Annotated in this window: 19 protein-coding genes; 18 read left to right on the top strand and 1 reads right to left on the bottom strand. The window is 37.7% G+C overall.

The window, feature by feature from the left end:
* The first annotated feature begins 70 nt into the window (after positions 1-70).
* The 16 genes from dnaX to rsmI all read left to right on the top strand — a co-directional run bounded on the left by dnaX (position 71) and on the right by rsmI (position 11,687).
* Complete coding sequence (dnaX, locus tag BUB45_RS15245) at positions 71-1,759, top strand: DNA polymerase III subunit gamma/tau (RefSeq protein ID WP_073011601.1); 1,689 nt, start codon at positions 71-73, stop codon at positions 1,757-1,759.
* Positions 1,760-1,791: 32 nt separating this feature from the next.
* A complete protein-coding gene (locus tag BUB45_RS15240) occupies positions 1,792-2,106 on the top strand; it encodes a YbaB/EbfC family nucleoid-associated protein (RefSeq protein WP_050350515.1) in 315 nt (104 codons plus the stop codon).
* Positions 2,107-2,123: 17 nt separating this feature from the next.
* Positions 2,124-2,720, top strand: coding sequence for a recombination mediator RecR (gene recR / locus BUB45_RS15235; RefSeq protein WP_073011599.1), 597 nt, complete (start codon positions 2,124-2,126; stop codon positions 2,718-2,720).
* 15 nt (positions 2,721-2,735) lie between these two features.
* Positions 2,736-2,948 (top strand): YaaL family protein, encoded by a 213-nt coding sequence (locus BUB45_RS15230; protein ID WP_073011596.1) that lies wholly within the window; start codon positions 2,736-2,738, stop codon positions 2,946-2,948.
* Positions 2,949-3,397: 449 nt separating this feature from the next.
* Positions 3,398-3,664 carry a pro-sigmaK processing inhibitor BofA family protein gene (locus tag BUB45_RS15220; RefSeq protein ID WP_073011590.1) on the top strand — a complete coding sequence of 89 codons (267 nt, stop codon included), beginning with the start codon at positions 3,398-3,400 and terminating at the stop codon, positions 3,662-3,664.
* Between the two features lie 92 nt (positions 3,665-3,756).
* Entirely contained in the window at positions 3,757-3,948 is a 192-nt protein-coding gene (locus tag BUB45_RS15215; protein ID WP_073011588.1) for a sigma factor G inhibitor Gin, read from the top strand.
* 508 nt (positions 3,949-4,456) lie between these two features.
* Positions 4,457-5,887: an aminotransferase class I/II-fold pyridoxal phosphate-dependent enzyme gene (locus tag BUB45_RS15210; protein ID WP_073011585.1), complete on the top strand. Its 1,431-nt coding sequence runs from the start codon at positions 4,457-4,459 to the stop codon at positions 5,885-5,887.
* Between the two features lie 2 nt (positions 5,888-5,889).
* The gene (gene tmk / locus BUB45_RS15205; RefSeq protein WP_073011583.1) at positions 5,890-6,519 is read left to right on the top strand and encodes a dTMP kinase; all 630 of its coding nucleotides are present in this window, start codon (positions 5,890-5,892) and stop codon (positions 6,517-6,519) included.
* Between the two features lie 16 nt (positions 6,520-6,535).
* Positions 6,536-6,865, top strand: a complete 330-nt coding sequence (locus BUB45_RS15200; RefSeq protein ID WP_073011581.1) for a cyclic-di-AMP receptor — start codon at positions 6,536-6,538, stop codon at positions 6,863-6,865.
* A gap of 21 nt (positions 6,866-6,886) precedes the next feature.
* Positions 6,887-7,321 (top strand): YaaR family protein, encoded by a 435-nt coding sequence (locus tag BUB45_RS15195; protein WP_073011578.1) that lies wholly within the window; start codon positions 6,887-6,889, stop codon positions 7,319-7,321.
* A 22-nt stretch (positions 7,322-7,343) separates the two neighbouring features.
* Positions 7,344-8,333, top strand: a complete 990-nt coding sequence (gene holB, locus BUB45_RS15190) for a DNA polymerase III subunit delta' (RefSeq protein ID WP_073011575.1) — start codon at positions 7,344-7,346, stop codon at positions 8,331-8,333.
* A gap of 6 nt (positions 8,334-8,339) precedes the next feature.
* Positions 8,340-9,164 carry a PSP1 domain-containing protein gene (locus BUB45_RS15185; protein WP_073011572.1) on the top strand — a complete coding sequence of 275 codons (825 nt, stop codon included), beginning with the start codon at positions 8,340-8,342 and terminating at the stop codon, positions 9,162-9,164.
* A 12-nt stretch (positions 9,165-9,176) separates the two neighbouring features.
* Entirely contained in the window at positions 9,177-9,524 is a 348-nt protein-coding gene (yabA, locus tag BUB45_RS15180; protein ID WP_073011568.1) for a DNA replication initiation control protein YabA, read from the top strand.
* 289 nt (positions 9,525-9,813) lie between these two features.
* Entirely contained in the window at positions 9,814-10,557 is a 744-nt protein-coding gene (locus BUB45_RS15175; RefSeq protein WP_073011565.1) for a tRNA1(Val) (adenine(37)-N6)-methyltransferase, read from the top strand.
* Positions 10,547-10,843, top strand: coding sequence for a GIY-YIG nuclease family protein (locus tag BUB45_RS15170; protein WP_073011562.1), 297 nt, complete (start codon positions 10,547-10,549; stop codon positions 10,841-10,843). Before BUB45_RS15175 ends, BUB45_RS15170 begins: the two co-directional genes overlap by 11 nt.
* Positions 10,821-11,687, top strand: coding sequence for a 16S rRNA (cytidine(1402)-2'-O)-methyltransferase (rsmI, locus tag BUB45_RS15165; protein WP_073011560.1), 867 nt, complete (start codon positions 10,821-10,823; stop codon positions 11,685-11,687). The genes BUB45_RS15170 and rsmI overlap by 23 nt, the downstream gene beginning before the upstream one ends.
* 220 nt (positions 11,688-11,907) lie before the next feature.
* Here the strand turns inward: rsmI and BUB45_RS15160 are convergent, their stop codons facing one another.
* The gene (locus BUB45_RS15160; RefSeq protein ID WP_073011557.1) at positions 11,908-12,186 is read right to left on the bottom strand and encodes a transition state genes transcriptional regulator AbrB; all 279 of its coding nucleotides are present in this window, start codon (positions 12,184-12,186) and stop codon (positions 11,908-11,910) included.
* A gap of 768 nt (positions 12,187-12,954) precedes the next feature.
* On the opposite strand from BUB45_RS15160, the gene metG reads away from it, so the two are divergent.
* Positions 12,955-14,910, top strand: a complete 1,956-nt coding sequence (gene metG, locus BUB45_RS15155) for a methionine--tRNA ligase (RefSeq protein ID WP_073011554.1) — start codon at positions 12,955-12,957, stop codon at positions 14,908-14,910.
* A gap of 136 nt (positions 14,911-15,046) precedes the next feature.
* Positions 15,047-15,814 (top strand): TatD family hydrolase, encoded by a 768-nt coding sequence (locus BUB45_RS15150; RefSeq protein ID WP_073011551.1) that lies wholly within the window; start codon positions 15,047-15,049, stop codon positions 15,812-15,814.
* Positions 15,815-16,164: the final 350 nt, after the last annotated feature.

Here is a 16,164-nt window from a genome sequence, read left to right as displayed (position 1 = left end):
AACGCTATGGTTCACATTTCCCCCTTAAATAGAGTATAATTAGAAAGAGATTTTAAAGGAGAATCATATCATGAGCTATCAAGCTTTATATCGCGTTTGGCGTCCGACGGTTTTTGCAGATGTCGTTGGGCAAGCCCATATTACCCGTACATTGCAAAATGCGATTGTACAAGAGAAATTCTCTCATGCTTATTTATTCTCTGGACCAAGAGGGACAGGAAAGACAAGTGCTGCGAAGATTTTTGCCAAAACAATCAACTGTGAGCATTCTCCTGTAAAGGAGCCTTGTAACGAATGTGGAGCATGTAAAGGAATTCAAAATGGATCGATTTCCGATGTGATTGAAATCGATGCGGCTTCCAATACAAGTGTTGAGGATATAAGAGAAATTAGAGAAAATGTAAAATATGCTTCTAGCCAAGTGCCGTACAAAGTATATATCATTGATGAGGTACACATGATATCAGTAAGTGCTTTTAACGCGTTACTGAAAACGTTGGAAGAACCACCAAGTCATGTTGTCTTTATCTTAGCAACGACCGAACCACATAAAATTCCCCTTACGATTTTATCCAGATGTCAGCGGTTTGATTTTAAACCGATCTCCAATCCTTCTATTGTAGAGCGATTGCAAACGATTGTGGAAGCTGAGAGAGTGACAGTTTCTAAAGAAGCTTTGGACACGGTGGCACTTGCTGCTGAAGGTGGAATGCGTGATGCGTTAAGTATTCTTGATCAAGCTATTTCTTACAGTGATGATGCGGTAGAATTAGAAGATGTCTTAGCAGTTACAGGTGGTGTCTCGCAACATACTTTAACAAATATTATTCGCCATATGTATGAAAAAAATGTGCAACAAGCGGTAATGGATTTAAATGAATTAATACAAAAAGGAAAAGATCCTGCTCGCTTCGTTTATGATATGATTTATTTTTTACGTGATCTGCTGTTATACAAAAGTGCTCCGACATTAGAAAAATTATTAGAACGGGCGCGCGTTGATGAAGCTTTTCAATCATTAGCAGATACGATATCCGACCATTGGATTCAAGAGGCAATGGCACAGTTAAATCAATGTCAGCAAGAAATAAAATGGACGAATAGCCCAAAAGTTTATATCGAAATTGCTATTTTGACAATAGCAAATGGTATACAGGAACAAGGAACGACTGATTCGATAGCAAGCTCTGATACGATAATGAAGCTTACATCAAAACTTGGAAAACTGGAGAAGGAAATAAAGCAATTAAAGGATAACCCTGTCGTACCAACACAAACAACACCACAACGTGAAAATAGAAGGACTCCAAATCGAACCGCAAAAAATACGTACAAAGTGCCTTTTGAACGGATTCGACATGTACTAGGTGAAGCTGAAAAAACAGCTTTAAAACAAGTTCACGCTCAATGGGGAACATTTTTAGGACAATTGAAAAAAGCAAGTGCTCCTGCACACGCTACTATCCAGGATAGTAAACCTGCAGCGGCGTCTGAACAAGCACTTGTCGTAGCGTTTAAGTATGAAATTCATTGTTCTTTGTTCTTAGATAATCAGGAAATGGTGGAATCTGTTTTAACTTCTGTGTTAGGAAAAAACTTGACCATCATACCGATCCCCGAGAAAGATTGGGTAGAATTGCGCAATGAATATGTTGCCAAACAAGAAAAAACATCATCCAAAGAGGAAGCTGTTGAGGATCCAGTAGTTACGGAAGCACAGAAGCTATTTGGTGATGATATAATAGAAATTCATGATTAATACGATTACATTTTCTAAAGGAGGTATTTTCCATGAAGGGAAATATGAATAACATGATGAAGCAAATGCAAAAAATGCAAAAGAAAATGATGAAAGCACAGGATGAATTGCATGAAATGACGTTCGAAGCATCTGCTGGCGGTGGCATGGTTACAGTGGTTGCTAATGGAAAAAAAGAAATAACCGATGTACAAATAAAAGAAGAGGTTATTGATCCTGATGACGCTGAAATGCTGCAAGACCTTATTTTAGCAGCAACAAATGATGTATTAAAGCAAATAGATGATAAGACAAATGATACAATGGGACAATTCACGAAAGGTTTAAATATGCCTGGGATGTTCTAATTCTAGGAGGCACATAAATGTATTATCCAGAACCGATTTCTAAACTGATCGATAGTTTTACTAAATTGCCAGGTATCGGCCCGAAAACGGCCGCCCGTCTGGCTTTCTTTGTACTAAATATGCAAGAAGACGACGTCTTGGATTTTGCAAATTCATTGGTAAATGCAAAACGCGAGCTGACACATTGTTCTGTTTGCGGACATATTACCGATCAGGATCCTTGTGCGATCTGTCAAGACACATCGAGAGATCAATCTGTTATTTGTGTCGTTCAAGATCCGAAAGACGTCATCGCTATGGAAAAAATGAAAGAATTTCATGGGAAATACCATGTATTAAATGGTGTTATTTCGCCCATGGACGGTATTGGACCAGAAGATATTAATGTTCCTGGTTTAATTCAACGCTTAAAGGATGAAGAAGTAGAAGAGTTAATTCTTGCGACAAATCCCAATATTGAAGGGGAAGCAACCGCGATGTATATTTCTAGGCTTGTAAAACCGTCAGGCATTCGTACTACACGTATTGCTCATGGCTTACCAGTAGGCGGTGATTTGGAATATGCAGATGAAGTTACACTTTCCAAAGCATTGGAAGGCAGAAGAGATGTGTAGGAATTAGGTGGATACATGGCTAAGAAAATAAAGAAAAGAGATGTAGATAGGGAGTTATTAAATACACTAAAAGAGCTAGAACTAGAATGGAAGCAAATAGAATCCATCGTCTCAAAAAGTGTGGAGTTCACGCTAGAAGGGAATTACTGGGAGAGAGTTGCTCGAGCTAAATATATGTATTTGCTTAAAGAAGCACGACACCGTAATTTACGTGCAGACTTCCATTAACCCTTTTTAGAGCTAACCTTGGTAATAAGTTGCATTTTTCTAAAACAAAACAATAGTAGTTTTTACAAAGACAAGACGAAGAAGAGCTTGTCTTTTTGATTTGTAAAGTTGCTGAAGTTCAATATACTTTCGCTTGAGTTTCATAAAAAGTCGCTGAAGTTCACAAGATAGTTACTGGAATTTCACAATGAAGTCGCTGAAGTTTACAATTATCCACGAATTGCTACTGTTTTTTTATTGATTTAGCTTGCACTAGTATGAAAGCATAAGGTTTTTTTGGTTTATAGTAGAAGTAAAACGAAGACTTTTTGCCATAAAGAGTTGGTGATAAGCCTTCGTTTTTCTCATCAAGCTTCCATCGGACAGGTTCTTTTTTCTTTTGTATATACATACATAATAGGGAGGGTGCAGAAAATTTGTGAACGTTTAAGAAAAAAGAGGTGATGAATTTGAGTTCGACAGTAGTCATATCTATTATGGTGGCGCTAATCATCCTGTTGCTACTAGTAGGTACACCTGTAAAATTTATGCGTGTGATTGGACAAACAACTGTGAAATTAGGGATTGGTGTTTTGCTGTTATTCTTTATTAATGTATTCGGTGGTGCAATAGGTTTACACATTCCGATCAATTTATTTACGGCTGTCGTATCCGGTTTTCTCGGTATATTTGGAATAGCATCTTTATCAGCTATTCACTTGTTTATTATTTCTTAAAAAACGAGTTACAACCCCATGCAAAAAGTTTCAAAGATTCTCGTATATAATTCATTAGATTAGGAGATGCTAATGAATATGGAGGTGGGGTTATGAAACAGCGTACGATATATGAGCGTTGTGGCATTTGTGAAGAGGAAAAGAAGGATGGCATTCATTTATATACCATGTTTATTTGTTGTGAGTGTGAGCATAATATGATTTACACAGAACCGAGAGAAGAAAAATATAACTATTATGTACGTAAATTAAAAAATATTACGAAACCAAAACTATATTCCTAGTTTAAAAAGTCTTTGCATGCAAAGGCTTTTTTTCACGATAGAAAGTATAAAATGAGGTGCTAGGGAATAGCGATGCCCGGCTCTATCGCCGAGTAACGAGGCGACATCACTCCATTGCCCTAATCTAGGAACATCATTGGTTCGTTCCCAAGAGGAAGGCCGACTAAAAACGGGTTTGCCGCCCGACGTCAGCATACGCCTGTTTTAGTGGAATGATTCCTACATCTTTAGTTGATGTGTTCCACTCGCTACGTTGCTATACCGGCACCCTGTTCCTCTAGGAAAGCGTAGTTTTTTCCGCAGCAGTCACTGTGTATATGTTTCGTAAAATTATATTCAAATACCTGCTGAACATATAGTGATTATAGCATTTTAAAAAACTTTCCATATACTTTCTAAGAAACTTGCGATGCGCTATGAATATGTTAAGCTATATAAAAGTAATTTTGCTATAGTTAATAGGCTTGACGGCCAAAAATGACATACATAAACATGAGGAGTTACTATATTGAAACAGCAACATGTACCTTTATATGATGCATTAGAACAATTCAAAGGAAAGCAGCCGACGTCTTTTCATGTACCTGGGCATAAAAATGGACATATATTTCCTCATGAAGCAAGAGAGGTTTATCAATCTATTTTACAAATAGATATGACAGAATTAACGGGGTTAGATGATTTACATGCGCCAACAGGGGTCATTGCTGATGCAGAAAAATTGGCAGCCAATTTCTTTCAAACGGAAAAGACTTTTTTTCTAGTTGGCGGTAGTACAGTAGGTAATTTAGCGATGATTTTAGCTGTCTGTAAACAAGGCGATACGGTGATCGTACAACGCAATTGTCATAAATCGATTATGAATGGCTTAGAATTAAGCGGAGCAAAACCTGTGTTCATTGCACCACAATATGATGAAAACGTCCGTCGATTTACACAGCCGTCGTTGTCTGTGCTCCAGAAAGCTTTAAATCAATACCCGCATGCGAAGGCGGTTATTCTCACTTACCCAGATTATTTTGGTAAAGCGTACGACCTTCGACAATTCATTGAACAAATTCATGCTTTTGATATCCCTGTATTAGTGGATGAAGCGCATGGGGTGCACTTTTCCCTTGGAGAAAACTTTCCCCCTTCGGCACTACATCAAGGCGCTGATGTCGTCGTCCAATCTGCACATAAAATGGCACCAGCGATGACGATGGGTTCTTATTTACATTATAATTCAAGACGGATTTCAAAAGAACGTATATCCCACTATTTACAAATGCTCCAGTCGAGTAGTCCGTCATACCCGCTATTAGCTTCCTTAGATTTGGCCCGTTATTATTTGGCAACGATGCAACGGGAAACGATGGCAGAGGTGCTTGCAAGTGCACAAGAAGTAAAGCATATTTTTGCGCAGTCCCCTTATTGGGAGCTTATAGCAAGTGATGACCCGTTAAAAATAACGCTTCATGTAAAAGCGGGGATTGTTGCAAAAGAAGTAGCCAACCTGTTGGAGAAACAGCAAATATACCCAGAGCTTGTAACGGAAAAGCAAATTTTATTGATTCATGGGTTAGCTCCTTTTAAAGAATTAGCAAATGTAAGAAAAGCACTGAAAACCGTGAACGACCAATTAAAAAATCAAAGAAAGCATGATACAATAGACGTAGAATATGATAAAACTGCTCTTATTCAAGAATTGCAGTTATCTTATGAAGTGATGAATCGCTCGGCTGTCACGTGTATACCCCTTTCAGATGCAGCGGGCTATATTGCGGCAGAAGCAATGATTCCGTATCCTCCAGGAATTGCTTTTATTCTAAAAGGAGAAAGAATAACCAAAGCACATATTAAAAAGATACAGCAAATGAAAGAGCGGGGAATACGAATGCAACAACGACATACGAATAGCATCTATGTTTTTGCAGAAATAGAAGAAGGGGAAGAATAACATTGGGCGGATATTTTATCACATTTGAAGGTGGCGAGGGAGCTGGAAAGACTACCGTTTTGCACACCGTAACAGAAAAGTTAAGGCAAAATGGGTATGATGTGCTTGCCACTCGTGAGCCAGGCGGAATTAAAATTTCCGAGAAGATAAGACAAATCATATTAGATCCGCTCCACACAGAGATGGAAGAGCATACGGAAGCTTTACTTTATGCGGCTGCAAGAAGCCAGCATTTTGCAGAAAAAATTGTACCGGCATTAAAAAGAGACAAAATCGTGCTATGTGATCGGTTTATAGATTCCAGCCTTGTTTATCAAGGCTATGCTCGAGGATTAGGAATGAATGAAGTATTAAAAATTAACCAGTTTGCGGTTGGCGATTGTATGCCAGATCTAACATTATTTTTTGACATAGAGCCAAAAAAAGGATTAGAACGGATAGCGGCGAATAAAGATAGAGAACAAAATCGGCTAGATTTAGAAAACCTAGCATTTCACGAACAGGTGTATCAAGCTTATCATATACTTACAGAAAGATTTCCAGAAAGGATTCAAACCATTGATGCTGCTCAAAATCTGGAGAGTGTGGAACAGGAAGCCTTGGATCGTATTCTATCTTTATTAAAAAAATAAAAAGGAGCTGGTAAGGGTGAAATTACTTATCGCAGTGGTTCAGGATAAAGACGCTAACCGTCTGGTGGATGCATTGGGAGAAGAAAATTTTAAAACGACCAAACTTGCTACTACTGGCGGATTTTTGAAAGAAGGAAATACGACATTAATGATCGGTTGTGAGGATGATTATGTCGATGATGCATTAAAGATCATTAAAGATAATTGCTCTCATCGCGAACAAATGGTTGCTCCGATTTCGCCAATGGGCGGTAATGCCGATTCGTATATCCCAAAACCTGTAAAAGTAGAAGTTGGCGGAGCAACTGTGTTTATTTTACCAATTGAATCATTTTTTCAATTTTAGAAAAGAAAAGGGGCTGAAAGTATGAAAATAAGTCAAGAAGTTAGAACGCAACCAGAAATGCATATTCCGCAATCGAATAGTGAGGGGAATCGTGGATTTCAAAAATTGCTTCAGTCCCAATCTACATCTATCAATCAGCAAGAGTTGCAAGTAATTGTAAAAAATATTTCTTTACAAGGAGAAAGGTTGGCTCGCTTTCGTTCGTTTCAGGACCTTGCCAAATTTAAACGGCTTGTAAAGGGATTTTTACGAGAGACGGTTGGTAGTGGTCTACGTTTACAAAAGTCCCAAAGCTTTAGTATTCATGGCAACAATCGGCAGTTAACCATTGTAAAGCAAATTGATGATAAGCTCATGCAATTAACGGAAGATATGATGAATCAAGAGAAGAAATCTGTAGACCTGCTCGGCTTAATTGGCGAGATAAAAGGGCTATTAGTTAACCTATATACGTAATCGCAATACGAAGGGGATACATATGGAAACATGGTCAGAGGTTGCTCATGTACAACCGTTAGCAAGCAAAATTATTATAAACAGTATGAAAAAAGACCGGATTTCTCATGCGTATTTGCTTCAAGGAGAACGAGGGACTGGTAAAAGAGCAATTGCTTCACTGATAGCAAAAGGGTTATTTTGTGAGAGAAACGAAATAGCTAATCCTTGTTTAGAATGTAATACATGTAAGCGTATTGCATCTGGCAATCATCCAGATGTGCACTGGATTGAACCAGATGATAAATCAATTAAAATAGAGCAAATTCGAAACTTACAAAAGGAATTCACGTATTCGGGCATGGAGTCTGATCAAAAAGTATATATTATAGATGGCGCGGAAACATTGACAGTGAATGCAGCGAATCGAATATTGAAATTTTTGGAGGAACCAAATAAAAAAACGACCGCTATTATGCTCACAGATAATAGCCAAGCTATTCTTCCAACCATTCGCTCTAGATGTCAAGTCATTGATTTACGCCCCCTTCATCCAGGTAAATTTCAACAGCAATTAATCGAAAAAGGGTTAGATCAGCGCAGTGCGATATTGATAAGTGCCATGACGAATAATTTACAAGAAGCAATTGATAAAAGTCATGACGAGTCGTTTGCCACAGCACGGCGGATAGTGATACAATTAGTTGAAATACTTTTAACCAATCCTCAAGATGTTTACTTATTTATTCATCAGCATTGGGTGACTCATTTCAAAGAACGAAATGAACAGGAAGAAGGATTGGATCTCTTGCTTTTTGCCATAAAAGATATTCTTTATTACCAAATAGAACACGAAGCTGGGATGGTATTTTTCGCCCCTTCTGATGAATTGCTGAAAAAAGCAGCCATGTATTTTTCGCAAGAGAAGCTACTAGCAAGTTTACAGGCTGTCTTACAAGCAAAGCGAAAATTGAAGCAAAATGTTCATCCTACCTTAGTGATTGAACAGCTTACACTTCAAATGCAGAGGTGATAGGGAATGATAGAAGTCATTGGCGTCCGCTTTAAAAAAGCGGGTAAAATATATTATTTTGATCCAGGAGGAGAGTCGATTTCACTAGACAGTTATGTTATTGTAGAGACGATACGTGGCATAGAGTTTGGTAAAGTGGTAATTACAAATAAACGTGTCGATGAAGAAGATATCGTCCTACCCTTAAAGAAGGTTCTTCGTGTAGCGACGGATAAGGATAAATTAACCGTTATAGAAAATCAAGAGCAATCGCAAAAAGCTTTAGACGCATGCACGGAAAAAATTCAACAACATGACTTAGAAATGAATTTAGTGGAAGTGGAATATACATTTGATCGTAATAAAATCATATTTTATTTTACAGCAGATGGCCGAGTAGATTTTAGAAATTTAGTAAAAGATCTTGCGGCCATGTTTAAAACGCGTATTGAATTGCGCCAAATCGGAGTTCGTGACGAGGCGAAAATGCTTGGTGGAATAGGCCCTTGTGGTAGGATGCTCTGTTGCTCTACTTTTTTAGGTGATTTTGAACCAGTATCTATTAAAATGGCGAAAGATCAAAATCTATCATTGAACCCGGCTAAAATTTCTGGATTATGTGGTAGGTTAATGTGCTGTTTGAAATATGAGAATGACGATTATGAGACAGCCAAACGTGAATTACCAGACATAGGAGAAAGAATGGATACACCCTTTGGAAGCGGTAAAGTAGTTGGCTTAAACATCCTAGAACGACTCATCCAAATTGAGATCCCTGAGAAAGAAAGGGTCATCGAATATACGTTAGACGAACTAATTAATGAAGGAATTTTAGCGCAAGCCACAGAATAACGGGGTGAGAGCGTGAAGAATAGGCAAATATTTGATCAGGTTTTAGATATGGAAAAACAAATAGGCGAGTTATATGAGCAGTTAGGTGATTTGAAAGGGAAGTTAAGCGATTTATTAGAAGAGAATCATCGGCTATCTATGGAAAATCATCATTTACGCAGTCATTTAGATCATACGAATCATGATGCTGAAGCGACAAATAGTGCCAAGCAAAAGGAAAAAAGTTTCCCTGGCGAAGGTTATGATAATTTAGCACGCTTGTACGAAGAAGGATTTCATATTTGTAATCTGGAATTTGGCAGTCCACGACGAAACGAAGATTGCATTTTTTGCTTAGATTTTCTTAATAAGACGAAATAACAAAAACAAATGATATTCCTTGATAGACAGAGGAAACCGAATTGTGCTGCCTGAATTTTAGGCAGCTTTTCTTCTTTACTGTCAACTATTGCTGCAAGATCCAGCGCTGACCTTGGTAAAATAACGTGATTTGCCATTTGTTTATGCACTAAATCTGCCATTATATTAGAGGTATGAATCATTCAGGTTTAGGTCTATGATGTTTGTAAAGACATCACCTTGAGAAGACAATACTGCATCATTCGTGAATGAAAAAATCCATTTTAGAAGTTAAAGAGAGGATAGATGGATGGTTGAACTATATCATAATGAAAGATTGGATTATTTATTAGCAGGGCAAGGGATGCAAATCATCCAAAGCCCTGAGGTGTTTTCATTTTCTTTAGATGCTGTTTTATTAGCTCATTTTGCATATGTGCCAATCAAACGAGGAAAAATCCTTGACTTATGTACTGGAAATGGTGTCATTCCATTACTATTATCAAGAAAAACGGGAGCAGAAATTACTGGGGTAGAACTTCAAGAAAGAATATTCCAAATGGCTGAAAGAAGCGTGACTATGAATGGATTAACGGAACAAATAAACATACTTCATGCGGATTTAAATCATTTGCAGCCATTGCTTCAACAGAGTAGTTTTGATGTAATTACTTGTAATCCACCCTATTTTTCAACACCACTTTCTTCAGAACATAATGAAAATCCGCATTTAACGATCGCAAGGCATGAAGTTTACTGTACGTTGGAAGATGTGGTAAAAGCTTGTAAATTATATGTTCGTCCTGGTGGAAAGGTAGCCATGGTACATCGACCGGGAAGGATAGTGGATATTATACATTTATTTCGTCAATATAAACTAGAGCCAAAGCGTCTACAATTGGTTTACCCTAAACAAGGTCGTGAAGCAAATATGTTATTAGTGGAAGGAACTAGAGATGGTAAGCCAGATCTGAAAATTTTGCCTCCACTTTATATTTACGATGAAAATGGTGATTATACAAAAGAAGCAAAGGATATTATTTATGGAAAATAAACATACTGTCTATATCTTAAGTTGTAATGATCGCTCGCTTTATACGGGATATACAAATAATTTAGAACGCAGACTGAAATTGCATCTAGAGGGCAAAGGCGCAAAATATACACGAGGGCGAGGTCCATTTCAAGTCGTCTATGTGGAACATTTTGAGACCAAAGAGGAAGCCATGAAGAAAGAGTATGCCATTAAGCAGTTACCGAGAAAAGAAAAATGGAAATTAATTAGGGGAAATGGCAATCTGAAAGAAGTGATAAAATATGAACCTACAGAACAGTTTTGACAAAGAAGGCGCAGCTGTTTACGTTGTACCTACACCAATTGGTAATTTAGAAGATATTACGTATCGCGCATTAACGACACTTCAGTCTGTATCTGTCATTGCTGCGGAGGATACGAGAAATACTAAAAATTTACTACGTCATTTTGAAATAACGACGCCGTTAATTAGCTATCATGAACATAATAAATTAGCTCGAGAAGAGCAGTTGTTATCGAAGCTAGAGCAAGGGGAATCCATTGCTCTAGTAAGTGATGCTGGTATGCCAGCTATTTCTGATCCAGGACAAGAAATCATACAAGCTGCTATTAAGCAAGATATACCTGTTATTGTTTTACCAGGTGCGAATGCAGCACTATGTGCATTAGTTGGCTCTGGATTGCCTACGAGTGAATTTTATTTTTATGGATTTTTACCTCGTAAGAAAAAAGAGAAAGTATTGGAGTTAGAGCGACTTGCCCCGCTACAGGCTACGTTACTGTTTTATGAATCACCTTATCGCTTGCGGGAATCGTTACAAGCAATGCGAAATGTATTTGGTAATCGACAAGTTACATTTGCGAGAGAATTGACCAAGCGTTTTGAATCTTACTTACGTGGAACGCTTGATGAAGTGATTGCCTATGTAGATAAAGCTACAGTAAAAGGGGAATGCTGCATTGTATTAGAAGGAGCCACTGAAATAGAACAGCAAGATACGTTATGGTGGAGCAATTTAACGATCGTAGAGCATGTGGAACATTATTTACAGGAAGAAGCTTTATCGAGCAAGGATGCCATTAAGCGTGTTGCGCAGGACAGGCAATTACCAAAGCGAGAAGTATATCAAAATTACCATGTAAGATAACAAAAATCTTCAAGCTGTAGGGGGGGAGAAAGTGCCTCTACAGCTTGAAGATTTTCTTGTCGTCTAGGAAATGGGATCTATTGTATAAGTCTAACGAAGTTTTCACTGTAAGGAGCAGGTAAAAAAGCGAGTTTTGTAATGAAAAGCAATAGCTATTACGTAAAAGTGTGTAATAAAAAAAGACCTGCCGTGCAATGCAAGCGTCAGGCCTTTTTAAGACTTATTTATTCAGTCTAGATTCTATTTCTTGTAAAAGTTGTTGTGCGCCTTCTTGGCTAAGCACAATTTTGCCATTTGCTAGTGAAAGATTATCATCGGATACCTCACCAGTAAGATGACATGTCATGTTTGGTTTATACTTCTTTAGTATGATTTTGTCATTTTCCACGTAGATTTCCATTGCATCTTTTTCTTGGATTTCCAGCGTTCGCCGAAGTTCCATCGGGATTACTACACGGCCAAGCTCATCAACTTTGCGTACAATTCCGGTAGATTTCAAATTACTTCCCCCCTATGCTTTCGAAAAACGGGACTGCCTTGTAACAAACATGTCAGCGTTCTTCAAAATTAATAAACTACTAACTACTAAAAAAATCGCCATAATTCGACATCGTTCTAAGCAATAGAATACCAGTGTTTCTTTTTTCTGTCAATAATTATTTACCAGAAAATTAAATAATTTGGTTGCTTTTAAAAAAACTGTCATGACAGCTTTTACGCGATAGGAAAGTATAACATTTCAGGCTTACGGCATAAGTCAATGTTTTCTAGTTAGAATAAGAAAGTATAAAGTGAGGTGTTAATAGATAACGAAATAACCGAATAGCCACGTCGGCTCCATCGTTTAGCAACGAGACATGCGCCTGTTTTAGTAGCACGATTCCTCAATCTTTCGTTGATTCGTCCCATTCGCTACGTTGCTAAACGGGCGTTTTTTCTAAAAAGGGTGTGGTGCTATAGATGTTTTTTACAATGTGTTGATACGCTCTTTATACGCTAAGAAGTATATTATTTTACTTTTTGCACGATAAAGAGGAAGATAAGTCAATTTTTTTCTAGGTGAACAAGCTGTGTGGGAAGAAAGAAAACCCAACTAATGGAAGATACGCTTTATCTTAATTTCAAAATATAATTTATATAATTCGACTTTACATTCTCTTTTTAAATATGTAAAGTAATTAACACTCTATTTGGCAAATAAGCTCATAAAAGCTACAATAGTAATAGCTTAAAAAGGGTGTTAGGCAATGCATAAGGAGGAAAGCAGATGGTAAATAATGAAAACACATTTTATATAACTACCCCAATTTATTATCCTAGTGGTAATTTGCATATTGGGCATGCATATTCGACAGTTGCCGGAGATGCAATGGCTCGATATAAACGATTACGTGGCTTCGATGTGATGTATTTAACCGGGACAGATGAGCACGGACAAAAAATACAGAAGAAAGCGACTGAAAATGGCGTCTCACCACAGGAATATGTCGATCACATTGTGGATGGAATTCAAAAGTTATGGAAAAAACTAAAAATATCTAATGATGATTTTATCCGTACGACAGAGGAGCGTCATAAAAAAATTGTCGCTCAAATTTTTGATCAACTTGTTAAACAAGGTGACATTTATCTAGATGAATATGAAGGCTGGTACTGTACTTCTTGTGAATCCTTTTTTACGGAACGTCAACTAGCTGCTGGTCGTTGTCCGGATTGCGGTGGTCCAGTTGAGAAAGTGAAGGAGGAATCCTACTTCTTTAAAATGAGCAAGTATGTCGACCGTCTTGTTCAGTTCTATGAAGACAATCCAACTTTTATTCAACCTGAAAGTCGTAAAAATGAAATGCTAAATAATTTCATTAAACCAGGACTAGAGGATTTAGCTGTTTCTCGGACGACCTTTGATTGGGGAATTAAAGTTCCTGGTGATCCGAAACATGTTATTTATGTATGGATTGATGCCTTAACGAATTACATAACGGCATTAGGATATGGAACAGAGGATGACACAAAATATCAAAAATATTGGCCGGCAGATGTGCATTTAATGAGTAAAGAAATTGTACGTTTCCATACTATTTATTGGCCAATTATGTTAATGGCGCTAGATCTTCCGTTACCGAAAAAGGTGTTTGCACATGGTTGGATTTTAATGAAGGATGGAAAAATGTCGAAATCAAAAGGCAATGTGATTGACCCAGTTCAATTAATTGATCGTTATGGTTTAGATGCGCTTCGTTATTATTTGTTACGGGAAGTTCCTTTTGGATCAGATGGTGTATTTACACCAGAAGGATTCGTAGAACGGACGAATTATGATCTTGCAAATGATTTAGGTAACTTGTTAAATCGTACCGTTGCCATGATTAATAAATATTTTGCCGGTAAAATGCCAGCATATCGAGCGTCAGAAACAGAATTCGATAGCGACTTAGAAGCGTTTGGCAAACAAACGATAGAAAAAGTGGAAGCAGCAATGGAGGAGATGCAGTTTTCGGTAGCATTAGGAGCTATATGGCAACTAATTAGTCGTACGAATAAATATATTGATGAGACAGAGCCGTGGATGTTGGCAAAAGATGATGCTAACAAAGAACGACTAGGAAATGTCATGGCGCATTTGGCTGAGTATTTACGTAAGGCAGCTGTTATGCTACAGCCATTTCTAACAGAGGCTCCAGCGGAGATTTTCCGTCAGCTTGGCATAACAGAGGACAAGCTAAAAGAATGGGATAGTCTTTATGAAGAAGGGCATATTACAGCAGAACGTATGATTGTAAGTAAAGGCAAGCCAATTTTCCCACGTTTAGATGCAAAAGATGAAATACAAGCTATTAAAGCAATGATGAATCCGCCTAAAGCAAAGGAAGAAAAGGAGGAAGATAAGGTAGAAAAAGAACAAATTGTGTATGATGATTTTATGAAAATTGATATGCGTGTCGCAGAAATATTACAAGCTGAGCCCGTAAAGAAAGCAGATAAGTTATTGAAACTACAGTTAGATTTAGGGACAGAGAAGCGCCAAGTTATCTCAGGCATTGCTGAACATTACAAATCTGAAGAATTAATTGGCAAAAAGGTCATCTGTGTAACGAATTTGAAACCTGTTACATTACGTGGGGAAAAATCAGAAGGAATGATTCTTTCTGGAGAGGATGAGACAGGGAAGCTATCTTTAGCTTCTGTGGAGAGCTCCCTTCCGAATGGTTCCATTGTAAAATAGAGGATATAAAAAGACCAATCTCAGGTAGAGTTTGGTCTTTTCCTCACATAAGAAAGTATAACATTCTGGCTTATAGTTAAGAAAAACGACGGTGTTTTCCCAAGTTTTTCAATAGGTCGTTAAGGAGATGAAAGAATTGTTGTTTGACACCCATGTTCATTTAAATGCAAGAAATTTTTTTGAAGATCGTGATGAAACCATTCAACGAGCTTTTGATGCTGGGGTAACACATATGGTGGTTGTCGGTTTTGATCGCGCTACTATTCCACTAGCAATCGAAATCGCAGAACAGTATGAAACCATATATGCAGCTATAGGCTGGCATCCTGTAGATGCGGTCGATATGACAGAGCAGGAGTTGGAATGGATAGAAGAGTTATCATCTCATCCGAAAGTAGTAGCTCTTGGAGAAATGGGATTGGATTATCATTGGGATAAGTCACCGAAAGATGTGCAAAAAGAAGTGTTCCGTAAACAAATTCGGCTAGCAAAGAAACTCCAAATGCCGATTATTATTCATAATCGTGAAGCAACGGAAGATATTATTGCGATTTTACAGGAAGAGCAGGCGGCATCAGTAGGCGGGATCATGCATTGCTACAATGATTCGGTAAATTATATACAGGATTGCCTGGATATGAATTTTTACATTTCTTTAGGTGGACCTGTAACATTTAAAAATGCGACCTTACCAAAAGAAGTTGCCGTTCAAGTTCCGTTAGATCGATTATTAATTGAAACCGATGCGCCGTTTTTGGCTCCGCATCCATATCGAGGTAAAAGGAATGAACCAGCATATGTTACATTAGTTGCTGAAAAAATAGCAGCGTTACGTGGGATGAGTATAGAAGAAGTCGGGGAAATAACTACAAAAAATGCACATACCCTCTTCCGTATATCATAAATATAAAAGGTGCTCCCTTTAAGTGTTAGTGATGTATGCTGAACAAGTCTAAACAGAATATACCAGCAGCTAGAAACTAATTCATTCCCATGGATGTAACTGGGATAACAAGGGAATTAATGTGGATTAAATGTTGCTTTTATTTTAGTGGGGGTTGTCATAAAACTGAATTAATTTGTTAAAAAATAGGAAAAACAAGGCAAAAAGTGAAACGGCTAAGTAAAGCGCAGTCTCACTTTTTGCCTTGTTTTATTAGTGGGTTCACTCCATATATATCAAGGCTTTTAGGCTTCTGTATGTTATCTATAAATGCGCATTACTCTTTGTGTAATGGAATTGTAATGCAAACG

It is taken from the genome of Virgibacillus chiguensis (assembly GCF_900129865.1).
Lineage (GTDB): Bacteria > Bacillota > Bacilli > Bacillales > Amphibacillaceae > Virgibacillus > Virgibacillus chiguensis.
Note: the sequence above shows the minus strand (reverse complement) of the source record. Positions and strands in the feature narration are given on the sequence as shown.